Origin of the sequence: Polaromonas sp. OV174 (assembly GCF_900112285.1) — a bacterium.
In the GTDB taxonomy this organism is placed as follows: Bacteria; Pseudomonadota; Gammaproteobacteria; order Burkholderiales; family Burkholderiaceae_C; genus Polaromonas.
Genome location: NZ_FOKZ01000001.1, coordinates 261,988 through 278,915 on the forward strand (window position 1 = coordinate 261,988; position 16,928 = coordinate 278,915).

15 protein-coding genes and 2 pseudogenes are annotated in these 16,928 nt (G+C 63.1%); 13 read left to right on the forward strand and 4 right to left on the reverse strand.

Features of this window, described 5'->3' with window-relative positions; all coding sequences use genetic code 11:
* Window positions 1–65: 65 nt before the first annotated feature.
* On the forward strand, window positions 66–2,630 hold the full coding sequence (locus BM160_RS01275) for an ABC transporter permease (RefSeq protein ID WP_091999141.1): 2,565 nt from the start codon (window positions 66–68) through the stop codon (window positions 2,628–2,630).
* On the opposite strand, the gene BM160_RS23070 is transcribed toward BM160_RS01275, so the two are convergent.
* On the reverse strand, window positions 2,624–2,809 hold the full coding sequence (locus BM160_RS23070) for a hypothetical protein (RefSeq protein WP_177218876.1): 186 nt from the start codon (window positions 2,807–2,809) through the stop codon (window positions 2,624–2,626). The genes BM160_RS01275 and BM160_RS23070 overlap by 7 nt on opposite strands.
* 375 nt (window positions 2,810–3,184) lie before the next feature.
* Here BM160_RS23070 and BM160_RS01285 point away from each other — a divergent pair, with 375 nt between their 5' ends.
* On the forward strand, window positions 3,185–3,616 hold the full coding sequence (locus BM160_RS01285) for a group II truncated hemoglobin (RefSeq protein ID WP_091999148.1): 432 nt from the start codon (window positions 3,185–3,187) through the stop codon (window positions 3,614–3,616).
* A gap of 251 nt (window positions 3,617–3,867) precedes the next feature.
* Here the strand turns inward: BM160_RS01285 and BM160_RS01290 are convergent, their stop codons facing one another.
* Window positions 3,868–5,379 (reverse strand): L-piperidine-6-carboxylate dehydrogenase, encoded by a 1,512-nt coding sequence (locus BM160_RS01290; protein WP_091999151.1) that lies wholly within the window; start codon window positions 5,377–5,379, stop codon window positions 3,868–3,870.
* A 333-nt stretch (window positions 5,380–5,712) separates the two neighbouring features.
* On the opposite strand from BM160_RS01290, the gene BM160_RS01295 reads away from it, so the two are divergent.
* Window positions 5,713–6,642: a LysR family transcriptional regulator gene (locus tag BM160_RS01295; RefSeq protein ID WP_255368525.1), complete on the forward strand. Its 930-nt coding sequence runs from the start codon at window positions 5,713–5,715 to the stop codon at window positions 6,640–6,642.
* A gap of 263 nt (window positions 6,643–6,905) precedes the next feature.
* Here BM160_RS01295 and BM160_RS01300 read toward each other — a convergent pair whose 3' ends face one another.
* A complete protein-coding gene (locus BM160_RS01300) occupies window positions 6,906–7,727 on the reverse strand; it encodes an IclR family transcriptional regulator (RefSeq protein WP_091999154.1) in 822 nt (273 codons plus the stop codon).
* Window positions 7,728–7,926: 199 nt separating this feature from the next.
* Here BM160_RS01300 and BM160_RS01305 point away from each other — a divergent pair, with 199 nt between their 5' ends.
* The 10 genes and pseudogenes from BM160_RS01305 to BM160_RS23080 form a co-directional block, all read left to right on the forward strand.
* Window positions 7,927–9,009 (forward strand): ABC transporter ATP-binding protein, encoded by a 1,083-nt coding sequence (locus BM160_RS01305; protein WP_091999157.1) that lies wholly within the window; start codon window positions 7,927–7,929, stop codon window positions 9,007–9,009.
* Window positions 9,006–9,917: an ABC transporter permease gene (locus BM160_RS01310; RefSeq protein ID WP_091999160.1), complete on the forward strand. Its 912-nt coding sequence runs from the start codon at window positions 9,006–9,008 to the stop codon at window positions 9,915–9,917. The genes BM160_RS01305 and BM160_RS01310 overlap by 4 nt, the downstream gene beginning before the upstream one ends.
* A gap of 13 nt (window positions 9,918–9,930) precedes the next feature.
* Window positions 9,931–10,725 carry an ABC transporter permease gene (locus BM160_RS01315; protein WP_091999163.1) on the forward strand — a complete coding sequence of 265 codons (795 nt, stop codon included), beginning with the start codon at window positions 9,931–9,933 and terminating at the stop codon, window positions 10,723–10,725.
* On the forward strand, window positions 10,722–11,039 hold the full coding sequence (locus BM160_RS01320; protein ID WP_091999166.1) for a (2Fe-2S)-binding protein: 318 nt from the start codon (window positions 10,722–10,724) through the stop codon (window positions 11,037–11,039). Before BM160_RS01315 ends, BM160_RS01320 begins: the two co-directional genes overlap by 4 nt.
* Window positions 11,036–12,418: an FAD/NAD(P)-dependent oxidoreductase gene (locus BM160_RS01325; protein WP_091999168.1), complete on the forward strand. Its 1,383-nt coding sequence runs from the start codon at window positions 11,036–11,038 to the stop codon at window positions 12,416–12,418. The genes BM160_RS01320 and BM160_RS01325 overlap by 4 nt, the downstream gene beginning before the upstream one ends.
* Window positions 12,415–13,572 carry an NAD(P)/FAD-dependent oxidoreductase gene (locus tag BM160_RS01330; protein WP_091999171.1) on the forward strand — a complete coding sequence of 386 codons (1,158 nt, stop codon included), beginning with the start codon at window positions 12,415–12,417 and terminating at the stop codon, window positions 13,570–13,572. The genes BM160_RS01325 and BM160_RS01330 overlap by 4 nt, the downstream gene beginning before the upstream one ends.
* Before the next feature lie 30 nt (window positions 13,573–13,602).
* Window positions 13,603–14,673 carry an ABC transporter substrate-binding protein gene (locus BM160_RS01335; protein ID WP_091999173.1) on the forward strand — a complete coding sequence of 357 codons (1,071 nt, stop codon included), beginning with the start codon at window positions 13,603–13,605 and terminating at the stop codon, window positions 14,671–14,673.
* A 182-nt stretch (window positions 14,674–14,855) separates the two neighbouring features.
* Window positions 14,856–16,136, forward strand: coding sequence for a M20/M25/M40 family metallo-hydrolase (locus BM160_RS01340; protein WP_091999175.1), 1,281 nt, complete (start codon window positions 14,856–14,858; stop codon window positions 16,134–16,136).
* A gap of 155 nt (window positions 16,137–16,291) precedes the next feature.
* Window positions 16,292–16,393: pseudogene (locus BM160_RS23075) on the forward strand (globin); the annotation flags it as partial.
* A gap of 4 nt (window positions 16,394–16,397) precedes the next feature.
* Window positions 16,398–16,501: pseudogene (locus tag BM160_RS23080) on the forward strand (globin); the annotation flags it as partial.
* A gap of 200 nt (window positions 16,502–16,701) precedes the next feature.
* On the opposite strand, the gene BM160_RS01350 reads toward BM160_RS23080, so the two are convergent.
* Window positions 16,702–16,917, reverse strand: coding sequence for a DUF1059 domain-containing protein (locus tag BM160_RS01350; protein WP_091999177.1), 216 nt, complete (start codon window positions 16,915–16,917; stop codon window positions 16,702–16,704).
* Between the last annotated feature and the right edge of the window lie 11 nt (window positions 16,918–16,928).

Below are 16,928 nucleotides of genomic sequence, written 5' to 3' on the forward strand. Positions count from 1 at the left end.
CTGGGCCAAAGGCCTGGTATTCCCGTGGCGATTCCCGCTTATTTTTTCTGCGTTATGGTCATGCCATGAAACCCCTTTTTCTGAAGCTAGGCTGGAAAACCCTGTGGCGCGACTTGCGTGCCGGCGAATTGCGTTTGCTGATCGTCGCAGTCACATTGGCGGTCGCATCGCTCACCGCCGTCGGTTTTTTTGCCGATCGACTCAAGGCCGGGCTGCAGCGCGATGCCTTGCAACTGCTGGGCGGTGATGCCGTGGTGCGCAGCGACGGCCTGACCCCGCCTATCTTTATTAGCAAGGCCAAGGAGCTGGGTTTGCAGACCGCCTCCACCGTGACCTTTCCCACTATGGGCCGGGCTCGCGACGAAGACGGTGGCCAGGCCAGGCTGGTCGCCTTCAAGGGCGTGCCAGAGGGCTACCCGCTGCGCGGCAGCATGAAAGTTGCCGACAACGCGCAGAGCGCCGGCCAGGATACCCGTGACATTCCTGCGCCTGGCACCGCCTGGGTTGATGCTTCGCTGCTCGATGCGCTAGGCCTTAGCCTGGGTCAGACCCTGTTGATGGGCGAGGCCAGCTTCAAACTGACCCGCATCATCGTGCAGGAGCCCGATCGGGGCGCTGGCTTCATCAGTTTTTCGCCACGCGTGATGGTCAACCAGGCCGACGTCGCCGCCACCGGCCTGATTCAGCCTGCCAGCCGTACCAACTACCGTTTGGCTGTGGCGGGTGAAGGCAAGGCGGTCAAAGCCTTTGTTCAGTGGGCGACAGATGAGTTGAAAAAGCCGGGCGCCGAGTCCGGGCTGCGCGGCGTGCGGCTGGAGTCGCTGGAAAGCGGTAGCCCCGAGATGCGCCAGACCTTGGATAGGGCCGAAAAATTCCTCAATCTGGTGGCGCTGCTGGCCGCTTTGCTTAGCGCCGTGGCGGTCGCCATTGTGGCGCGCAGTTTTGCCGCCAAGCATCTGGATGACTGCGCCATGCTGCGCGTGCTGGGACAACCCCAGCGCACGATTGCCTTGGCCTACACCTTCGAGTTTGTGCTGGCCGGGTTGATAGCCAGCGCCTTGGGCGTGGCCCTGGGCTTTGCGGTGCATTACGGCTTTGTGCTGCTGCTGGCCGGACTGGTGGAAACCGTGCTGCCCGCCGCCACCTTCTGGCCGGTCGCTTTCGGCATGGGCATGGGCCTGACCCTATTGCTGGCCTTTGGCCTGCCGCCGGTGCTGCAACTGGCCCAGGTGCCGCCGCTGCGCGTGATTCGTCGCGATGTCGGCAACCTCAGGCCGGCTTCGCTGCTGGTGCTGGGCTTGGGCGTGCTGGGCTTTGCGGCCTTGCTGCTGGCCGCCAGCAGTGACTGGAAGCTGGGACTGATTGCCGTTGGTGGATTCCTGGGCGCCGTGCTGGTGTTTGCCGCCGCCAGCTATATCGCTGTCAAGGTGCTACGCGCCAGCGTCAACGAGGGTAGCGCGCCGCGCTGGCTGATGCTGGCCACGCGCCAGTTGTCGGCGCGCCCGGTTTATGCCGTGGTGCAGACCAGCGCGCTGGCCGTCGGGCTGTTAGCGCTGATGCTGCTGGTGCTGTTACGCACCGATCTCATCAGCAGCTGGCGCCAGGCCACGCCGCCAGACGCGCCCAACCGTTTTGTCATCAATGTGCAGCCCGATCAGGGCGATGCCTTTCAGCAGGCGCTGCGCGACGCTGGCGTGAAAAAGTTCGACTGGTATCCTATGATTCGCGGCCGTCTGGTGGCGATTAACGGCAAACCCGTCACGCCCGATGACTTCGAGGAAGACCGTGCCAAGCGCCTGGTCGATAGAGAGTTCAACCTCTCCAACAGCGCGCAGCAACCCAGCCATAACCAGGTGGTGGCTGGGCGTTGGACAGCCGGTGAAAAGGATGCCGTGAGCGTGGAAGAGGGGCTGGCCAAGACCTTGGGTCTCAAGCTTGGTGATCAACTGCGTTTTGACATGGCCGGTCAGCTTAGCGAGGCCAAAATCACCAGCTTGCGCAAGGTTGACTGGGGTTCCATGCACGTCAACTTTTTTGTCATGTATCCGGTGGCGCAATTGGCCGCCGAGGTGCCGGTGTCCTTCATCAGCGCCTTTCGCGCACCCGAAGCTGCGCCTGTGATCGCAGGCCAGGCCAAATCGCCAAGCTTTGACAACGCCCTCGTCAAGACCTTTCCCAACATCACCAATGTGGATATGAGCAGCACGCTGGCGCAGGTACAGCGCGTGCTTGATCAGGTGATTCGCGCGGTCGAATTCTTGTTCGGCTTCACGCTGGCGGCCGGACTGGTCGTGCTGTTTGCGGCCATCACCGCCACGCGTGAAGAGCGCGCTCGTGAATTTGCGATCATGCGAGCCGTGGGTGCCAGAGCCTCACTGCTGCGCCAGGTGCAGCGCGCCGAACTGGCCGGTGTTGGGCTGTTGGCCGGTTTTCTGGCTTCCATAGTGGCGCTGGCTGTGGGCTGGGCTTTGGCGCGTTATGTGTTTGATTTCAGCTGGACTGGTTCCTGGAGCGTGCCCATTTTTGGCAGCCTGGCCGGTGCGCTGCTGGCACTGGCTGCAGGCTGGTGGGGCTTGCGATCGGTATTGAATACACCTGTGGTGGAAACACTGCGCCGCGCCGCTCAATGAGCAGCCGTCCCGGCCAAGTGTGAGCGTGCAAGCAGGCGTTTAACGATGGCCGCCGCCATGGCCACCACCACCGTGGCCGCCACCGCCATGACCATGACCGCCGCCCCGGCCACCGCGACCGCCACCCCAAAAGCCGAAGTTGAAAAAGACCGGCGGCCCAATGTAGGCGGGGGCTGCATAAACGGGGGGCGCCGCGTAAACGACTTGGCCATTGGCGTCCGTCCCATAGGCGTAAGGCACGGGGGCTGGTCCATAAACCGCGCATCCGCTCAAGGCAGATAGCACCACCAGCGAAAAGGTAAGGCGTTTCGCTGCGCCTTTCAGATATTGAGTCATGAGGGTTGGAGCGGTAGTTCTCCTCACAGTTCAGCGTCATTGAACTTGTTACACCTGCAACGCAAATGGTGGTGCGGCTAAACAATAGGCACAACATCACAGCCCACGGGTGGGCAAAAGGCCTGGAAAATTGATCTATTGACCGTAATAGGCTTTTATGTGTCTGGTCCTGATCCGGATAATTGAAATTCTGCAAGCTCTTTTGAATAGCGACTCTTATGCAAATCGAAGAAAAACCACCCGGTAATCCGCCGTTTGAAACCCCATTCGCCTGGATTGGCGGCGAGGAACGCGTCAAGGCATTGGTCGAGCACTTCTACGACCTGATGGACCTGGAGCCGGGCTACCAGGCCCTGCGCGCCGCGCACGGCAGCACGCTGGATAACGCCCGTCAGCGGCTGTTCTGGTTTTTGTGCGGTTGGTTAGGTGGGCCGCAACACTACACCGATCGCTTCGGCCACCCGCGCCTGCGTATGCGCCACATGCCGCAATCCACCGGAGGCGGCTCCATCGGCATTGCCGAGCGTGACCAGTGGCTTGCCTGCATGGACCAGGCCATGCGGGAGACCGGGGTCGACGAAGGCCTGCGTACGCGGCTTAATGCGTCCTTCTTTCAGACGGCCGACTGGATGCGCAACCGCGGTGAATAGCCGTTCAGATTCCCGCGGGTAGCGTCGTTGACGCTATTCCCTTGAAGGTCGGCCTCCAGCTGCGGATTCAAGCGGTCTATGCAACACACTAAAACCTGCATGAGCGGACGGGGAGTTGCAGATGAAGTCCGGACACGGACCTACTACACGGACAGCCAGAAGGCGCTCATGTGGGAGCGCTGAAAGCGAGGTGCTGCGCGTCCTGGGCCTGGGGGCCAAGAAGCGCGGTCACTCAGAAAAATCCGGCTTACTTAAATCTCGAAGCGAATGCCCTGGGCCAGCGGCAGGCTGTTGCCGTAGTTGACGGTGTTGGTGGCGCGGCGCATATAGGCCTTCCACGCGTCCGAGCCCGACTCCCGGCCGCCGCCGGTTTCCTTCTCGCCGCCGAAAGCGCCGCCGATTTCCGCGCCGCTGGTGCCTATGTTGACGTTGGCAATGCCGCAGTCCGAGCCGCGCGCCGAGGTGAACTGCTCGGCTTCGCGCAAGTCCTGGGTAAAGACCGCCGACGACAGGCCGTGCGCCGCGGCATTGTTCAGGGCAATGGCCTCATCGAACTCGTCATAGGGCACGACGTAGAGAATGGGCGCGAAGGTTTCCTGCAGCATGGGGCCGGCCTGCTCGCTCAGCTCGACGATGGCGGGGCGCACATAGTGGCCAGTGCCGTCGCTTGCCTCGCGTTGGCCGAAATGCACCTTGGCCTGGAGCGCTTGCGCGCTCGCCAGCGCGGCTTGCATGGCCTCGAAAGCGCGGCCGTCTATGAGTGGGCCGACCAGCGTGCCCTCGGCCAGCGGGTTGCCCACCGGCAGGCGGGCAAAGACGGCGACCAGGCGCTCCACCAGCGCCGGATAGATGGAGCGGTGCACGATCAGCCGGCGCAAGCTGGTGCAGCGCTGACCAGCGGTGCCGGCGGCGGCAAAGGCCGCGCCGCGCACCACCATTTCCAGATTGGCCGAGGGGCAGACGATGGCCGCGTTATTGCCGCCCAACTCCAGCAGCGAGCGCTTGAACAGACCCGCGCAGGCCAAACCGACGTTCTTGCCCATGGCGGTGGAGCCGGTGGCGCTGACCAGCTTGACCTGCGGGTGATTGACCAGCGCCTCGCCGACAGCACGCTCACCGATCAGCAGCTCGCTCAGGCCCTCGGTCTCCAGCCCCAGCTCCCTGGCCGTGCGCAGCAGCAGGCCATTGAGCGCGATGGCCGACAGCGGCGTTTTCTCCGAGGGTTTCCAGGCCAGGGTGTTGCCGCAGACCAGGGCCAGCGCCGCATTCCAGGCGAACACCGCCATCGGGAAATTGAAGGCCGAAATAATGCCGACCACGCCTAGCGGATGCCAGGTTTCCAGCAGCTTGTGGTCGGGCCGCTCGCTGGCAATCGTCAGGCCGTAGAGCTGGCGCGACAGGCCCACCGCGAATTCGCAGATGTCTATGACTTCCTGCACCTCGCCCAGGCCTTCTTGCAGGATCTTGCCGGTCTCCAGCGAGATCAGCCGCGCCAGTTCGGGCTTGTGGCGCCGCACCGTGTCGCCAAAGGCGCGCACCAGCTCGCCGCGCTTGGGCGCGGGCACATTGCGCCAGTGCAAAAAGCGCTGCTGCGCGCGCCCTAGCGCCGCATCGACGTCGGCCGGGCTGCTGACCGCGATGCGCGCCAACTGGCTGCCGTCAATCGGCGTGTGCACCGCTATGGCCTGCGCGGCCTGGCTGTCGAGGTCGGCGCTGAGGCCCAGGGCATGCAGTAGGGATGAGACATCGTTGGCGTGCGTCATGGGGGAGTCCTTTGGGGTGATTGTGAAGGGGGCGGCCAGGCCAGGCCGATGGCTCGGCCTGAGCAGCAGGGTTCAGGCGGCGGCGGTCATGCGGAAAATACCGGTGGCATTGCCGGCATCAAAGGCCAGCTCCAGGCGGCCGCCTGGGTCAGTTTGGGGTGAACGTACTTTTTTTCATGCAGGGTGCGTACGGCGGCTGGCGTCAGGCAAGTCGCAGGAAGAATCTGGAACTGGGTCATTTTTTACGGGGGAATCAAGGCCTGGAATGGCGCGGGAAAACTGGATTCTGCGGACATTCGGCAGCGTGCGCAAAGGATGTATTTCAATGCGCGCATGAGTTATATTCATGCGATGCGCCGAAAAATCCCCTCCACCCAGGCCTTGTTGGCCTTCGAGGCGGCGGCGCACCGGGGCAGTTTCACGCTGGCCGCGCAGGATTTGTCGGTCAGCCAGAGTGCGGTCAGCCACCAGGTGCTGGGGCTGGAGCAGGACCTGGATGTGAGTCTGTTTTTGCGCCTGCCGCGCCAGCTTGAGTTGACAGACGCCGGCCGTTCGCTGCTGTCGCGCGTCAGCCCGGCACTGGATGCGCTGGAGGCGGCGATGCTGGACCTGGCCTCGTCCAAGGGCGAGGGCGGCACGCTGGAGCTGGGCGTGGTCCCGACCTTTGCCACCAAGTGGCTGATTCCCCGCCTGCCCGACTTTCTTAAGGCGCATCCGTACGTCACGCTGAACCTGTCCACGCGCCTGCTGCCCTTTGATTTTTCGCTGACCGGCCTGGATGCGGCCATTCACTATGGCCGGCCTGACTGGCCGGGCACAGCGTCCGAATACCTGATGGGCGAGGAGAGCGTGGTGGTGTGTAGCCCCGCGTTGCTCAGTCAGCGTCTGTTGCAGCATCCGGCCGACGTGCTGAAGTTCACGTTGATTCACCAAAGCACACGGGCACAGGCCTGGGTGGCCTGGTTGCGCCTGGCCGGCGTTGACGACACGCCAGCTGCCAGCGTCGGGCCCAAGTACGAGTTGTTTTCCATGATTGCCCAGGCTGTCAAGGCCGGGTTGGGCCTGGCCGTGCTGCCGCGTTTTCTGGTGGCGGACGACATTGCCGACGGGACGCTGGCGGTGCCGTTTGAGCTGCCCCTGAGCTCGGATTTCGCCTACTACCTGGTCTGGCCGACACAAAAAGCCCACTGGCGGCCGCTGCTGCAACTGCGCGCCTGGCTGCGCGAGCAGGCCTTGGCCGATCGGCCAGCCGACATATTCTGAGTTGGACAGGTGGGCACAATGCCTGCTGCTAATTTGATAGCTGTTTTCGCCCGACCTTATTGGGCTATAGCCACTATTTGTTAAGAAAACCGGAAAAAATCCCAAAAACGGCCCCTGGCAAGGCCGGTGAAGCCGAAAACCCGGGTTGGGCCTCTTGAATAGCTGTTTTAGGCATCTAATAGGCCTCTAGCCCAATAGGTATAGGTGCAAACAGCTCCTTATTTGATAGCAACTATCGATCCAGCCAACGGCCGGGCGACGCATCATGCGCTGTCGCTGGGCGCCAGGCTTTGCGCCGGGCGGCGCAGCGTGCTGTCAAAGGGGTTGATCTGCGCACCCAGGGCCTCCGCTTCGCGCTTGAGCAGTTGCACCACGGTCGGCAGGCGGTCGGGGCTCAGGCGCGATGACAGCGTTCCCACGCTGAGCGCGGCCACGGCACGGCCCTCGCGGTCCAGCACCGGGACGCCGACGCCGGCCATGCCGTCTAGCAGGTTGGTGTTGCGCCCGGCGTAGCCCAGCTCGCGCACGCGCGCTATCTCGGTGCGCAAATAGACCTCGTCGTAGACGCCGTATTCACGCACCCGCGGCAGGTTGTAGCGAATCACCTCCTCGCGCTCGGACTCGGGCAGGAAAGCCAGTATGGCCAGGCTGCCCTGGCCCATGCCCAGCGCCACCCGGCCGCCTATGTCGCCGGTGAAGGAGCGGATCGGGAAAGGGCCTTCGCTGCGGTCCAGGCAGACGGCGTCGAAGCCGCTGCGCACCAGCAGAAAAATGGTGTCGCCCAGGCTGGCGCACAGGCGCAGCAGCGCAGGCCGGCACAGCCCGCGCAAGTCCATGGCGTTGCCGGCTTGCGCCGCCAGCGTAAAAAAATCAAGGCTCAGGCGGTAGAGCTTGGTCGCGGCGTCCTGCTCCACGACGCGCTCGGCCACCAGGCTTTGCAGCAGCCTGTGGGTGGTGGCCTGGGTCAGCCCGGTGGCCTTCGCGATGTGGGTGATGCGCCCGCCCTTGGCCTGTGTGATGGCCAGCGCCCGCAGTATGGAAAAGGCGCGCTGCACGCTGCTGGAACTGCTGTCGTCTTCTTTCATGAATCCGCCTAGGTTGGAATTAAGTGGTGCTTAATTCTATAAAAATTCCGTTGTTCGGAATTATTTAAATTTTTATACCAATATACGGAATAACCCGTTGACGTTTTTTCCAGGCTAGTTCTAGCATGAGCCACTTCAAGGCGTCTTTACGGCAGGTTTTCCGTGCTGACTGCCTGCTCTTTGTGGGGAGGTATTGCCGATGTCTTTTCTGACGCTGGAAAACGTGAGCAAGTGCTACGGCACAGCGCAAGTGGTGTGCGACATGAACTTGTCCGTGGAAAAAGGCGAGTTCGTCTCGCTGCTGGGGCCCTCGGGCTGCGGCAAGACCACCACGCTGCAAATGATGGCGGGCTTTGCCGACGTGAGCGCCGGCCGCATCACGCTGGCCGGCCGCGACATCACGCACGCCAAACCCAATACCCGCGGCCTGGGCATCGTGTTTCAGAGCTATGCGCTGTTCCCCCACATGAGCGTGCATGACAACGTGAGTTTTGGCCTGGAAATGCGCCGGGTGCCCAAGGCCGAGCGCGCCGAGCGCGTCAAGGCCGCGCTGGCCCTGGTACATCTGGAGGCGCATGCCACGCGCTACCCGCGCGAACTCTCAGGCGGCCAGCGCCAGCGGGTCGCGCTGGCCCGCGCCCTGGTGATAGAGCCGCAGGTGCTGCTGCTTGATGAGCCGCTGTCGAATCTGGACGCCAAGCTGCGCGAGGAAATGCAGTTCGAGTTGCGGCAGATCCAGCGCAAGGTTGGCACCACCACCGTGATGGTCACGCACGACCAGACCGAGGCCATGTCCATCAGCGACCGCGTGGTGGTGATGGAGGGCGGCCGCGTGACGCAGATCGATGCGCCGCACCGCCTCTACGAGCATCCGCAAACGCGCTTCATTTCCAGCTTTGTCGGCAAGGCCAACCTGCTCGAAGGCCGGGTTAGCGCCACGGCCACGAGCGGCTGGGCCACGGTGCAACTCGGCGCGGTGTCGCTGGACGTTCAGGCGCCCGGCGTGGGTGTGGGCGACGCGGTGGTGCTGAGTTTGCGGCCCGAAAAAATCCGCCTGCTGCCCGAGCGCCGTGACCGCCTTTCGGGCACCGTACGCGAGCGTTTTTTCCTCGGCAGCCAGTGGCTTTACCGGGTGGAGACGGCGGCGGGCGAACTGGTGGTGGTTTGCCCCAACGATGAGGCGGCGCCGGTGGAAGAGGGCATGCGCACCGGGCTGGAGTGGTCGGCGCAGCAGGTGCGCTTGCTGGCCGGTGCGACGCATGCGGGCGAGGTGACCGCATGAGTGCGGCATCGCTGGCTGCGCCGCTCGTGGAGGCTGGCCGCGCCGCCAAGTCTCCTGGGTCACACAAGGCTCGCGTGCCGTGGCTGATGTCGGCACCGGCTTTTCTGCTCTTTGCCTGCCTGCTGCTGGTGCCGCTGGCGCTTACGGCCGTGCTGTCCTTCCAGGTGTTCGACCATGCCACGGGCGTCAAGAACAGCTTCACCCTGGCGCATTACGCGGCGGTGCTCACCGACGATTATTACCACGCCATTTTCTGGCGCACTTTCTGGATATCGGCGCTGGTCACCCTGATTTGCATCGTGGTGGGAACGCCCGAGGCTTATGTGCTGAGCCGCATGCGTGCGCCCTGGCGCTCCATCTTGCTGCTGGTGGTGCTGGCGCCCTTGCTGGTGTCGGTGGTGGTGCGCGCCTTCGGCTGGAGCATGTTGCTGGGCCCAGAGGGCCTGGTGAACCAGTTGATACGCGCCCTGGGCCTGCCGACCATGCGCATTCTTTACACCGAGGCGGCGGTCGTCATCGCCCTGGTCCATGTGATGCTGCCCTTCATGGTGATTCCGGTCTGGACCTCGCTGCAAAAGCTTGATCCCGGTGTGGAAGACGCCGCGCTGTCGCTGCAGGCCTCGCATTTCACCACCTTGCGCCGCATCATCTTTCCGCAGGTGCTGCCCGGCGTGCTGTCGGGCAGCCTGATCGTCTTTGGCCTCTCCGCCAGCGCCTTTGCCATTCCCGGCCTGCTGGGCGGGCGGCGGCTGAAGATGGTAGCCACCGTGGTCTATGACGAGTACCTGCACGAGCTCAACTGGCCGCTGGGCGCGGCCATTGCGCTCACGCTGCTGCTGGCCAACCTGGTGCTGATGCTCAGCTACAACCGGGTGCTGGAACGCTCCTACAAAAAATCACTCGGTTAAGCAGGGCTGCATCATGTCAAAAAACGGTCCTGTCGCGCTTTTCTTCAATGCCCTGGTCATTGTCTTCATGTTGGCGCCGCTGGTTGTCGTCTGCCTGGTGGCCTTCACGCCAGGCAACACGCTCAGCATTCCGACCACGCAGTTTTCGCTGCGCTGGTTCAGGGCGGTGTTTGCCCATCCCGACTTTGTGCAGTCCTTTAAAAACAGCCTGTGGCTGGCTTTCATCGCGGCCACGCTGGCCACGCTCATGGCCGTTCCGGCCGGGCTGGCGATTGCGCGCCACCGTTTTCCCGGGCGCGATTTCCTCAATGGGCTGTTTCTTTCGCCGCTGATCATTCCGCACCTGGTGCTGGGCGTGGCCTTGCTGCGCACGTTCTCGCTGATAGGCGCGACCGGCAGCTTCTTCTGGCTGGCACTGGCGCACGTGGTCGTCATCACGCCCTATGCGCTGCGGCTGGTGCTAGCATCGGTCGAGGGCAGTGACCGCAGCGCGGAGCAGGCGGCGCTGTCGCTGGGCGCGAGCCAGGCCACGGTGTTTCGGCGCATCACCTTGCCCATGATCCTGCCCGGCGTGACCGGCGGCTGGCTGCTGGCCTTCATCAACAGCTTTGACGAGGTGACCATGTCCATCTTCGTCACCGCGCCGTCCACCGTGACCTTGCCGGTGCGCATGTATATGTACGCCACCGAATCGATTGATCCGCTGATGGCGGCGGTCTCCGCGCTCATGGTGGCGCTGACGGCTGTGGCCATGCTGGTGCTGGACCGCGTCTACGGTCTGGACAAGATTTTGGTGGGGCACAAATGAGCCCGTCCATTAAAGAAAACCCCGTGGCACTTTTTCACCGCCTGGCCGAAACCGGCCGCGCCCCTGTGGACTTTGTGCTTGACGGCCAAGCATTGAGCGCGCTGGCCGGCGACACCGTGCTGACCGCGGTGCTGACGCACGGCGCGCAACTGCGGCGCAGCGAGTTCAGCGGCGAGCCGCGCGCCGGCTTTTGTCTGATGGGCGCCTGCCAGGACTGCTGGATCGCCACCGAGTCCGGCCAGCGCCTGCGCGCTTGCGGCACCTTCATTGAAGAAGGCATGCGTTTGCTGACGGGCACAGGGGAGTCTTCATGACAGCTGCCTTGCAAGCGGTCATTGTTGGCGCCGGGCCGGCCGGCGTGCGTGCGGCGCAAACGCTGGTGGCGCACGGTGTGCGGCCTGTGGTGGTGGATGAGGCACCGCGCTGGGGCGGGCAGATTTACCGTCAGCCGCCTGCCGGTTTCACGCGGCCCAAGCGCACGCTCTATGGTTTTGAAGCCGGGCGTGCCGAGGCGCTGCACAGCGCCATGGCCGGTATCCTGGACCGTGTCGACTACCGGCCCGACACCCTGGTCTGGAGCGCCGAGGGCGGCCGGCTTGATCTGCTTTGCCAGGGGCAGATGAGCACGCTGCCTTATCGCCAGCTCATAGTCGCCACGGGTGCGACCGATCGCGTGCTACCGTTTCCGGGCTGGACCCTGCCCGGCGTCTACACCCTGGGTGCGGCGCAGGTGGCGCTGAAGTACCAGGGCTGCGCCATTGGCGCGCGCGTGGTTTTTGCCGGCACCGGGCCCTTGCTTTACCTGGTGGCCTACCAGTATGCAAAGGCCGGTGCCCAGGTGGTGGCGGTGCTGGACACCGCCAGCTTCAAGGACAAGGCGGCGGCAGTGCCCGCCATGCTGCGCCAGCCGGCCTTGTTTGCCAAAGGCCTGTACTACCTGGGCTGGTTGCGCGCCCATGGCGTGGCTGTGCATCAGGGCGTGCGGCTGCTGCGGGCCACGGGCGGGGCGCAGGTCGCAGCCATGCACTGGCGCGACGAGCATGCCGAGCACGCGCTGGCCTGCGACGCCGTGGGCTTTGGCTATGCGCTGCGCCCGGAAACCCAGTTGGCTGATTTGCTGGGCTGCCGCTTTGCCTACGACGGCTTGCAGCGCGCGGCCTTGCCCGAGCGCGATGGGGCAGGGCGATCCAGCGTGCCTGGCGTCTACCTGGCAGGTGACGGCGCCGGCATCATGGGCGCGGACGCCGCCGAGTGGGCAGGCGAGCGCGCGGCACTGGCGCTGCTGGCCGATGCCGGCAAGCCCGTGGCTGCTGCGCGGGCCGCTGAACTGGAAGCCCGGCTGGCGCGGACCGCGGCGTTTCGCGTCGGGCTGGAGCGTGCCTTTCCCTTTCCACAAGACTGGGCCGTCAGCGCCCCCGACGAGCTGCTAGTTTGCCGCTGCGAGAACATCACGGCGGGCGAGTTGCGGCAATGCGTCAGCGACACCGGCGCGCGCGAAATGAACCGGCTCAAGGCGCAGACACGCGTGGGAATGGGCCGCTGCCAGGGCCGGACCTGCGGCGTCGCCGCGGCGGAAATTCTGGCGCAAGCCTGTGCCACGTCGCCGGATGCGGTGGGCCGCTTGCGCGGCCAGGCACCGATCAAGCCCTTGCCCTTTGCGGCGAAAGTCCAGACGCAGGAGGAGGCCGCATGAGGGAACGTCTTTCCGCCGACGTGGCCATCATTGGCGGCGGCATCATGGGCGCTTCGGCCGCCTTGTTTCTGCGCCGCATGGGTTTGTCTGTTGTCCTGCTGGAGCGCGACCTGTGCGGCTCGCGCTCCAGTGGCGTGAACTACGGCGGCGTGCGGCGCCAGGGACGGCCGCTCAGCCAGTTGCCGCTGTCTCAGCGCGCGCAAGGCCTCTGGGCCCAGCTGCCGGAACTCATAGGCCTGGACGGCGAATACCAGCGCTCCGGCCATCTGAAGATCGCGCGCAGCGAGGCTGATCTGGCCGCACTGGAAAGTTACCGGGAGCGCACACAAGACTTTGGCATGGCGCTCGAAATGCTGTCTGCCCGCGCTCTGCGAGAGCGCTGCCCCTGGCTGGGACAGGCAGCCGTGGGTGCGTCCCTGTGCCCGGAGGACGGGCAAGCCAATCCGCGCCTGGTATCGCCGGCTTTTGCGCGGGCCGCGCAACGCCAGGGCGCCGACATACGCGAGCAGACGCGTGTCGATGAGGTGACGCATGACGGCGCGGCCTTTGTCCTGCGCTCGGGCGAGGTGCTGGAAGTCCGCGCCAAGCATTTACTCAACTGCGCCGGCGCCTGGGCCGGCAGCATCGCCGCGCAGTTTGGCGAAGCCGTTCCCATGGAATCCGGCCATCCCGAGATGGCGGTGACCGAGCCGCTGCCGCTGTTCCTAAATTTCAGCCTGGGCGTGGAAGGCGGCGGCGTTTACGCGCGCCAGGTGGCGCGCGGCAACTGCGTCATTGGCGGCGGCCGCGGCTATGCGCTGGACGAGCAGCGTGCCCGGGTGCAACGCAGCGGCCTGGCTGCGCTGATGCAGCAGACGGTTGAGCTGCTGCCGGCGCTGCGCAATGCCCACATCATTCGCACCTGGAGCGGCACCGAAGGCTATTTGCCGGACCGCCAACCGGTGCTTGGCCCCAGCGCCACCACACCAGGCCTGATTCATGCATTCGGTTTTGCCGGCGGTGGGTTTCAGCTCGGTCCCGCAGTCGGTGCGGTGCTGGCCGATCTGGTGCGTGATGGCCAAACGTCCACACCGATTGAGGCATTTTCCGTTTCGCGCTTTTCCGAAAGTCCGCGTGTGGCAACCACCGGGCTTTTTCCTTCCGCAGTTGTCTAAAACCATTCCCCTACTTTCAGGAGATTTCAAATGCATCTGTCCTCACGTTTCTGGTCCGCCCGCATGACCGCGGTGTCTTTCGCCCTTGCCGTGGCCGGCATGTCCGCCAGCGTCGCCATGGCCCAAACCAAAACCCTGTATATCGGCATGAATGGCGGGGTGATGGAAAAAACTTGGACCGAACATGTTTTCCCGGCATTCGAGAAAGCCAACAACGCGAAAGTGGTGGTGGTGCCCGGCACCTCGTCCGACATTTTGGCCAAGGCCCAGGCCAACAAGGACAAGCCGCAAATGCATGTCATGTTTCTGGACGACGGCATCATGGTGCGCGCCATTGGCATGGGTTTGTGCGAAAAGATGAAACCCAGCGCTGCACTCAATGAAGTATTTCCCGCCGCCCGCTTCAAGGGCGACATGGCGACCGGCGTGACCATGGGCATGACGGGCCTGGTCTACAACAAGAAAATGTTTGCCGAAAAAGGCTGGGCCGCGCCCACCTCCTGGATGGATCTGGCCGACCCGAAATTCAAGGGCAAGGTCGTGTTCCAGTCGCTATCGTCCTCGACCTTTGGCCTGCATGGCTTCCTGATGTTCAACCGCATCAAGGGCGGTACCGATAAAAATGTCGAGCCCGGCTTCAATGCCTGGAAGACCAGCATAGGCAGCAATGTGCTCGAATACATCCCCAGTTCGGCCAAGTTGTCAGAAATGATGCAGACCGGTGAAGCCGCGATTGCGCCGCTGACCCCCACCGCCGTCGCCGGCCTTCAGGAAAAAGGCATCGCGGTCGAATACGCCCAGCCCAAGGAGGGCTCGGTGGTGCTGATGTCGGCCGAGTGTGTTCTGGCCAACAACAGCGAACCGGTGCTGGCGCAAAAGCTGGCCGAATACCTGCTCACTGCCGAGGCGCAGGCTGCCGGCTTGCAGCATGGCAACCAGATTCCATCCAACCCCAAATCGCAAGCCGTGGGCGATGATGCCAAGTTAAAACTGAAACAATTTGGCGACTACATGAAGACCGCCGTCACCGTCGATTGGGACGTGATCAACGAAAACCGCCCCGCCTGGAATGCGCGCTGGAATAAGACGATAGAGCGCTAAACGGCGCTTTAAGGACTCGCTGAATAAGTCCCTTATTTCTCGTCGGTGATCCGTGCAGGGTATTGATTTAAGACGGCTCAAATTTCGAGAAATTGACTTGTTCAGCTGAGTCCTCAGTCTGTGGAATGCAGTGCTGGCAACGATGCGAAAGCACACTTTATTTATGAGTGGAGTTAAAAAATATGAGACGAGTGCTTTCAATTTCTTTAGTCTGTTGCCTCGCTGCTAGCGCCTGCGCCGTCGCGGCCGCTGAGCTCACCAAGGTCGAGCAACAGATCGTCAGCCATGTCGACCAAAGATCAGAGGCCGCCATTGATCTTCTCGCTCGTACCGTCAACATCCCGAGTGCCACCAAAAACCACGAGGGAGTCAAGCGCCTCGCCGACCTGTATGCCACCGAACTACAGGCGCTTGGATTCGAGACGCGCTGGGTCGATCAGACCGAGGTCGGGCGAGCGGGGCACTTCATGGCAGAACGTCGCGGCACGGTGGGCAAACGCCTGCTGCTGATCGGCCACCTCGATACCGTGTTCCAGGACGAAGCTTTCCGCAGAGAAGGGCAAAAGGCTTACGGTAGCGGCACCTCCGACATGAAAGGCGGCAACGTGATCGCCATCGAGGCGCTTCGTGCCCTGCATGCGGCCGGCGCCCTGGAGGATCGCCAGATCATCGTCCTTTTCACAGGCGATGAGGAGAACATGGGAAAACCTTACGAGAAGAGCCGTGCGGCGCTTGTCGATGCAGCGAAGCGCAGTGATATCGCGCTCGCCTTCGAGGGTTACTCCCCGGGCACGGCAGTGACTGGGCGAAGGGGTTTCAGCATGTGGCGCCTGGATGTGACCGGGTCGCCTGGGCATTCGTCCACCATCTTTGGCGAGGGGCGGGGCAGTGGGGCCGTTTTCGAGGCCGCCCGCATACTCTCGGCGTTTCACGATGAGCTGCGTGAACCCTATCTCACATTCAATCCCGGAGTCATCGCTGGCGGTACAGACGTGAAATTTGACGCGCTGACCTTTACCGGCGTGGCCATGGGAAGAGCCACTGTCGTGCCTCAGTCGGTGGTCGTCATGGGCGACATGCGTTTTCTCTCAGGTGATCAGCTTGATCGTGCCCGAGAGAAGATGCGAGCTATCGTCGCGAAGTCGTTGCCGAAAACCTCAGCTGCGATCACTTTTATCGATGGCTTGCCGGGAATGGCGCCGACCGATGGCAATCGCGCCTTGCTCGCGACGCTTGATGGCGTATCCCGGGATCTTGGCACTGGGACGATCACCGCACATGATCCGTCCAAGCGAGGCGCTGGCGATGTGTCGTTTGTCGCAGCGATCGTGCCAGGGCTCGATGGCCTTGGGTCGCTTGGCGGGAATGAGCACGCGCCCGGCGAGTGGGTGAATCTCGACGAACAGCCGCCTCTCACCAAGCGTTCCGCTTTGCTGATGCACCGCCTGATGAGTGGGAAGTAAGGGTCCCACGCATCAACAAGTTAACGCAAAGCAAGGCCTGGTAATCATCGAGAAGTGGTCAAAAAAATGCTTCACAAGAATTGAAAGCTCCCTGAGCTTGTATGAATTCGTGGGACGGGGTACAGGTCCTTCAACTCACCATCTGACTGCACAAAGACTTGATGGATCTGGAGCCGGCCTACGGCGCATGACGTGCGGCGCATGGCCGCACGCTGGAAAATGCTCGCCAGCGGCAGTTCTGGTTTTTGTGCGGTTGGCATGCATGACCAAGCCATGGTCGAAACCGGCGTTGATGAGGCTTTGCGCCGCCAGCTTAAAGCCTCGTTTTTCAGACGGCAGATTGGATGCGAAATCGTGATGAATGAAGTCAGGTGTAGGGTTTGGCACGCTTGCCAAACCGTCGCCTCAGCGACCAGCCCAAATAATGAACGCACTCCTCTTGCTTCTGGAGTTTATGCATAAAATTGGCCTGTAGCCCTTGTAGGGTGGGCGCAAAATGCTACTAAATAGATAGCAAAAAGGAAGCGGTCAGCGCTGCACCAGCAGCACCGCCGCTGGCCCTGCGTTACGCAGCTTTGGCTTGTGCCGTCAGTGGCGGCGTGCCCGGCTTGAACATGGATGCCAGCTGCTTGCGCAGCTCCGGCGAGTCGCTGTGACCATGCACGGCAACCGCATGCTGCACGGCGGCTTCGAGCAACTCCTTGTCATTGTCGGCCGACAGCGCAACGCTGCAGTTCATGGTGCTGGGGTATTCGCGGCAATCAATGTATTGGCGTGACATGATGTTTCCTC

Bases quoted from the DNA above. Each gene is read 5' to 3' on its own strand.
- BM160_RS01320 (WP_091999166.1), top strand. From the start codon at position 10,722: ATGAGCCCGTCCATTAAAGAAAACCCCGTGGCACTTTTTCACCGCCTG.
- BM160_RS01300 (WP_091999154.1), bottom strand. From the start codon at position 7,727: ATGAAAGAAGACGACAGCAGTTCCAGCAGCGTGCAGCGCGCCTTTTCC.
- BM160_RS01315 (WP_091999163.1), top strand. From the start codon at position 9,931: ATGTCAAAAAACGGTCCTGTCGCGCTTTTCTTCAATGCCCTGGTCATT.
- BM160_RS01340 (WP_091999175.1), top strand. From the start codon at position 14,856: ATGAGACGAGTGCTTTCAATTTCTTTAGTCTGTTGCCTCGCTGCTAGC.
- BM160_RS01290 (WP_091999151.1), bottom strand. From the start codon at position 5,379: ATGACGCACGCCAACGATGTCTCATCCCTACTGCATGCCCTGGGCCTC.
- BM160_RS01305 (WP_091999157.1), top strand. From the start codon at position 7,927: ATGTCTTTTCTGACGCTGGAAAACGTGAGCAAGTGCTACGGCACAGCG.
- BM160_RS01325 (WP_091999168.1), top strand. From the start codon at position 11,036: ATGACAGCTGCCTTGCAAGCGGTCATTGTTGGCGCCGGGCCGGCCGGC.
- BM160_RS01310 (WP_091999160.1), top strand. From the start codon at position 9,006: ATGAGTGCGGCATCGCTGGCTGCGCCGCTCGTGGAGGCTGGCCGCGCC.
- BM160_RS01350 (WP_091999177.1), bottom strand. From the start codon at position 16,917: ATGTCACGCCAATACATTGATTGCCGCGAATACCCCAGCACCATGAAC.
- BM160_RS01330 (WP_091999171.1), top strand. From the start codon at position 12,415: ATGAGGGAACGTCTTTCCGCCGACGTGGCCATCATTGGCGGCGGCATC.
- BM160_RS01285 (WP_091999148.1), top strand. From the start codon at position 3,185: ATGCAAATCGAAGAAAAACCACCCGGTAATCCGCCGTTTGAAACCCCA.
- BM160_RS01275 (WP_091999141.1), top strand. From the start codon at position 66: ATGAAACCCCTTTTTCTGAAGCTAGGCTGGAAAACCCTGTGGCGCGAC.
- BM160_RS01335 (WP_091999173.1), top strand. From the start codon at position 13,603: ATGCATCTGTCCTCACGTTTCTGGTCCGCCCGCATGACCGCGGTGTCT.
- BM160_RS01295 (WP_255368525.1), top strand. From the start codon at position 5,713: ATGAGTTATATTCATGCGATGCGCCGAAAAATCCCCTCCACCCAGGCC.
- BM160_RS23070 (WP_177218876.1), bottom strand. From the start codon at position 2,809: ATGCAGCCCCCGCCTACATTGGGCCGCCGGTCTTTTTCAACTTCGGCT.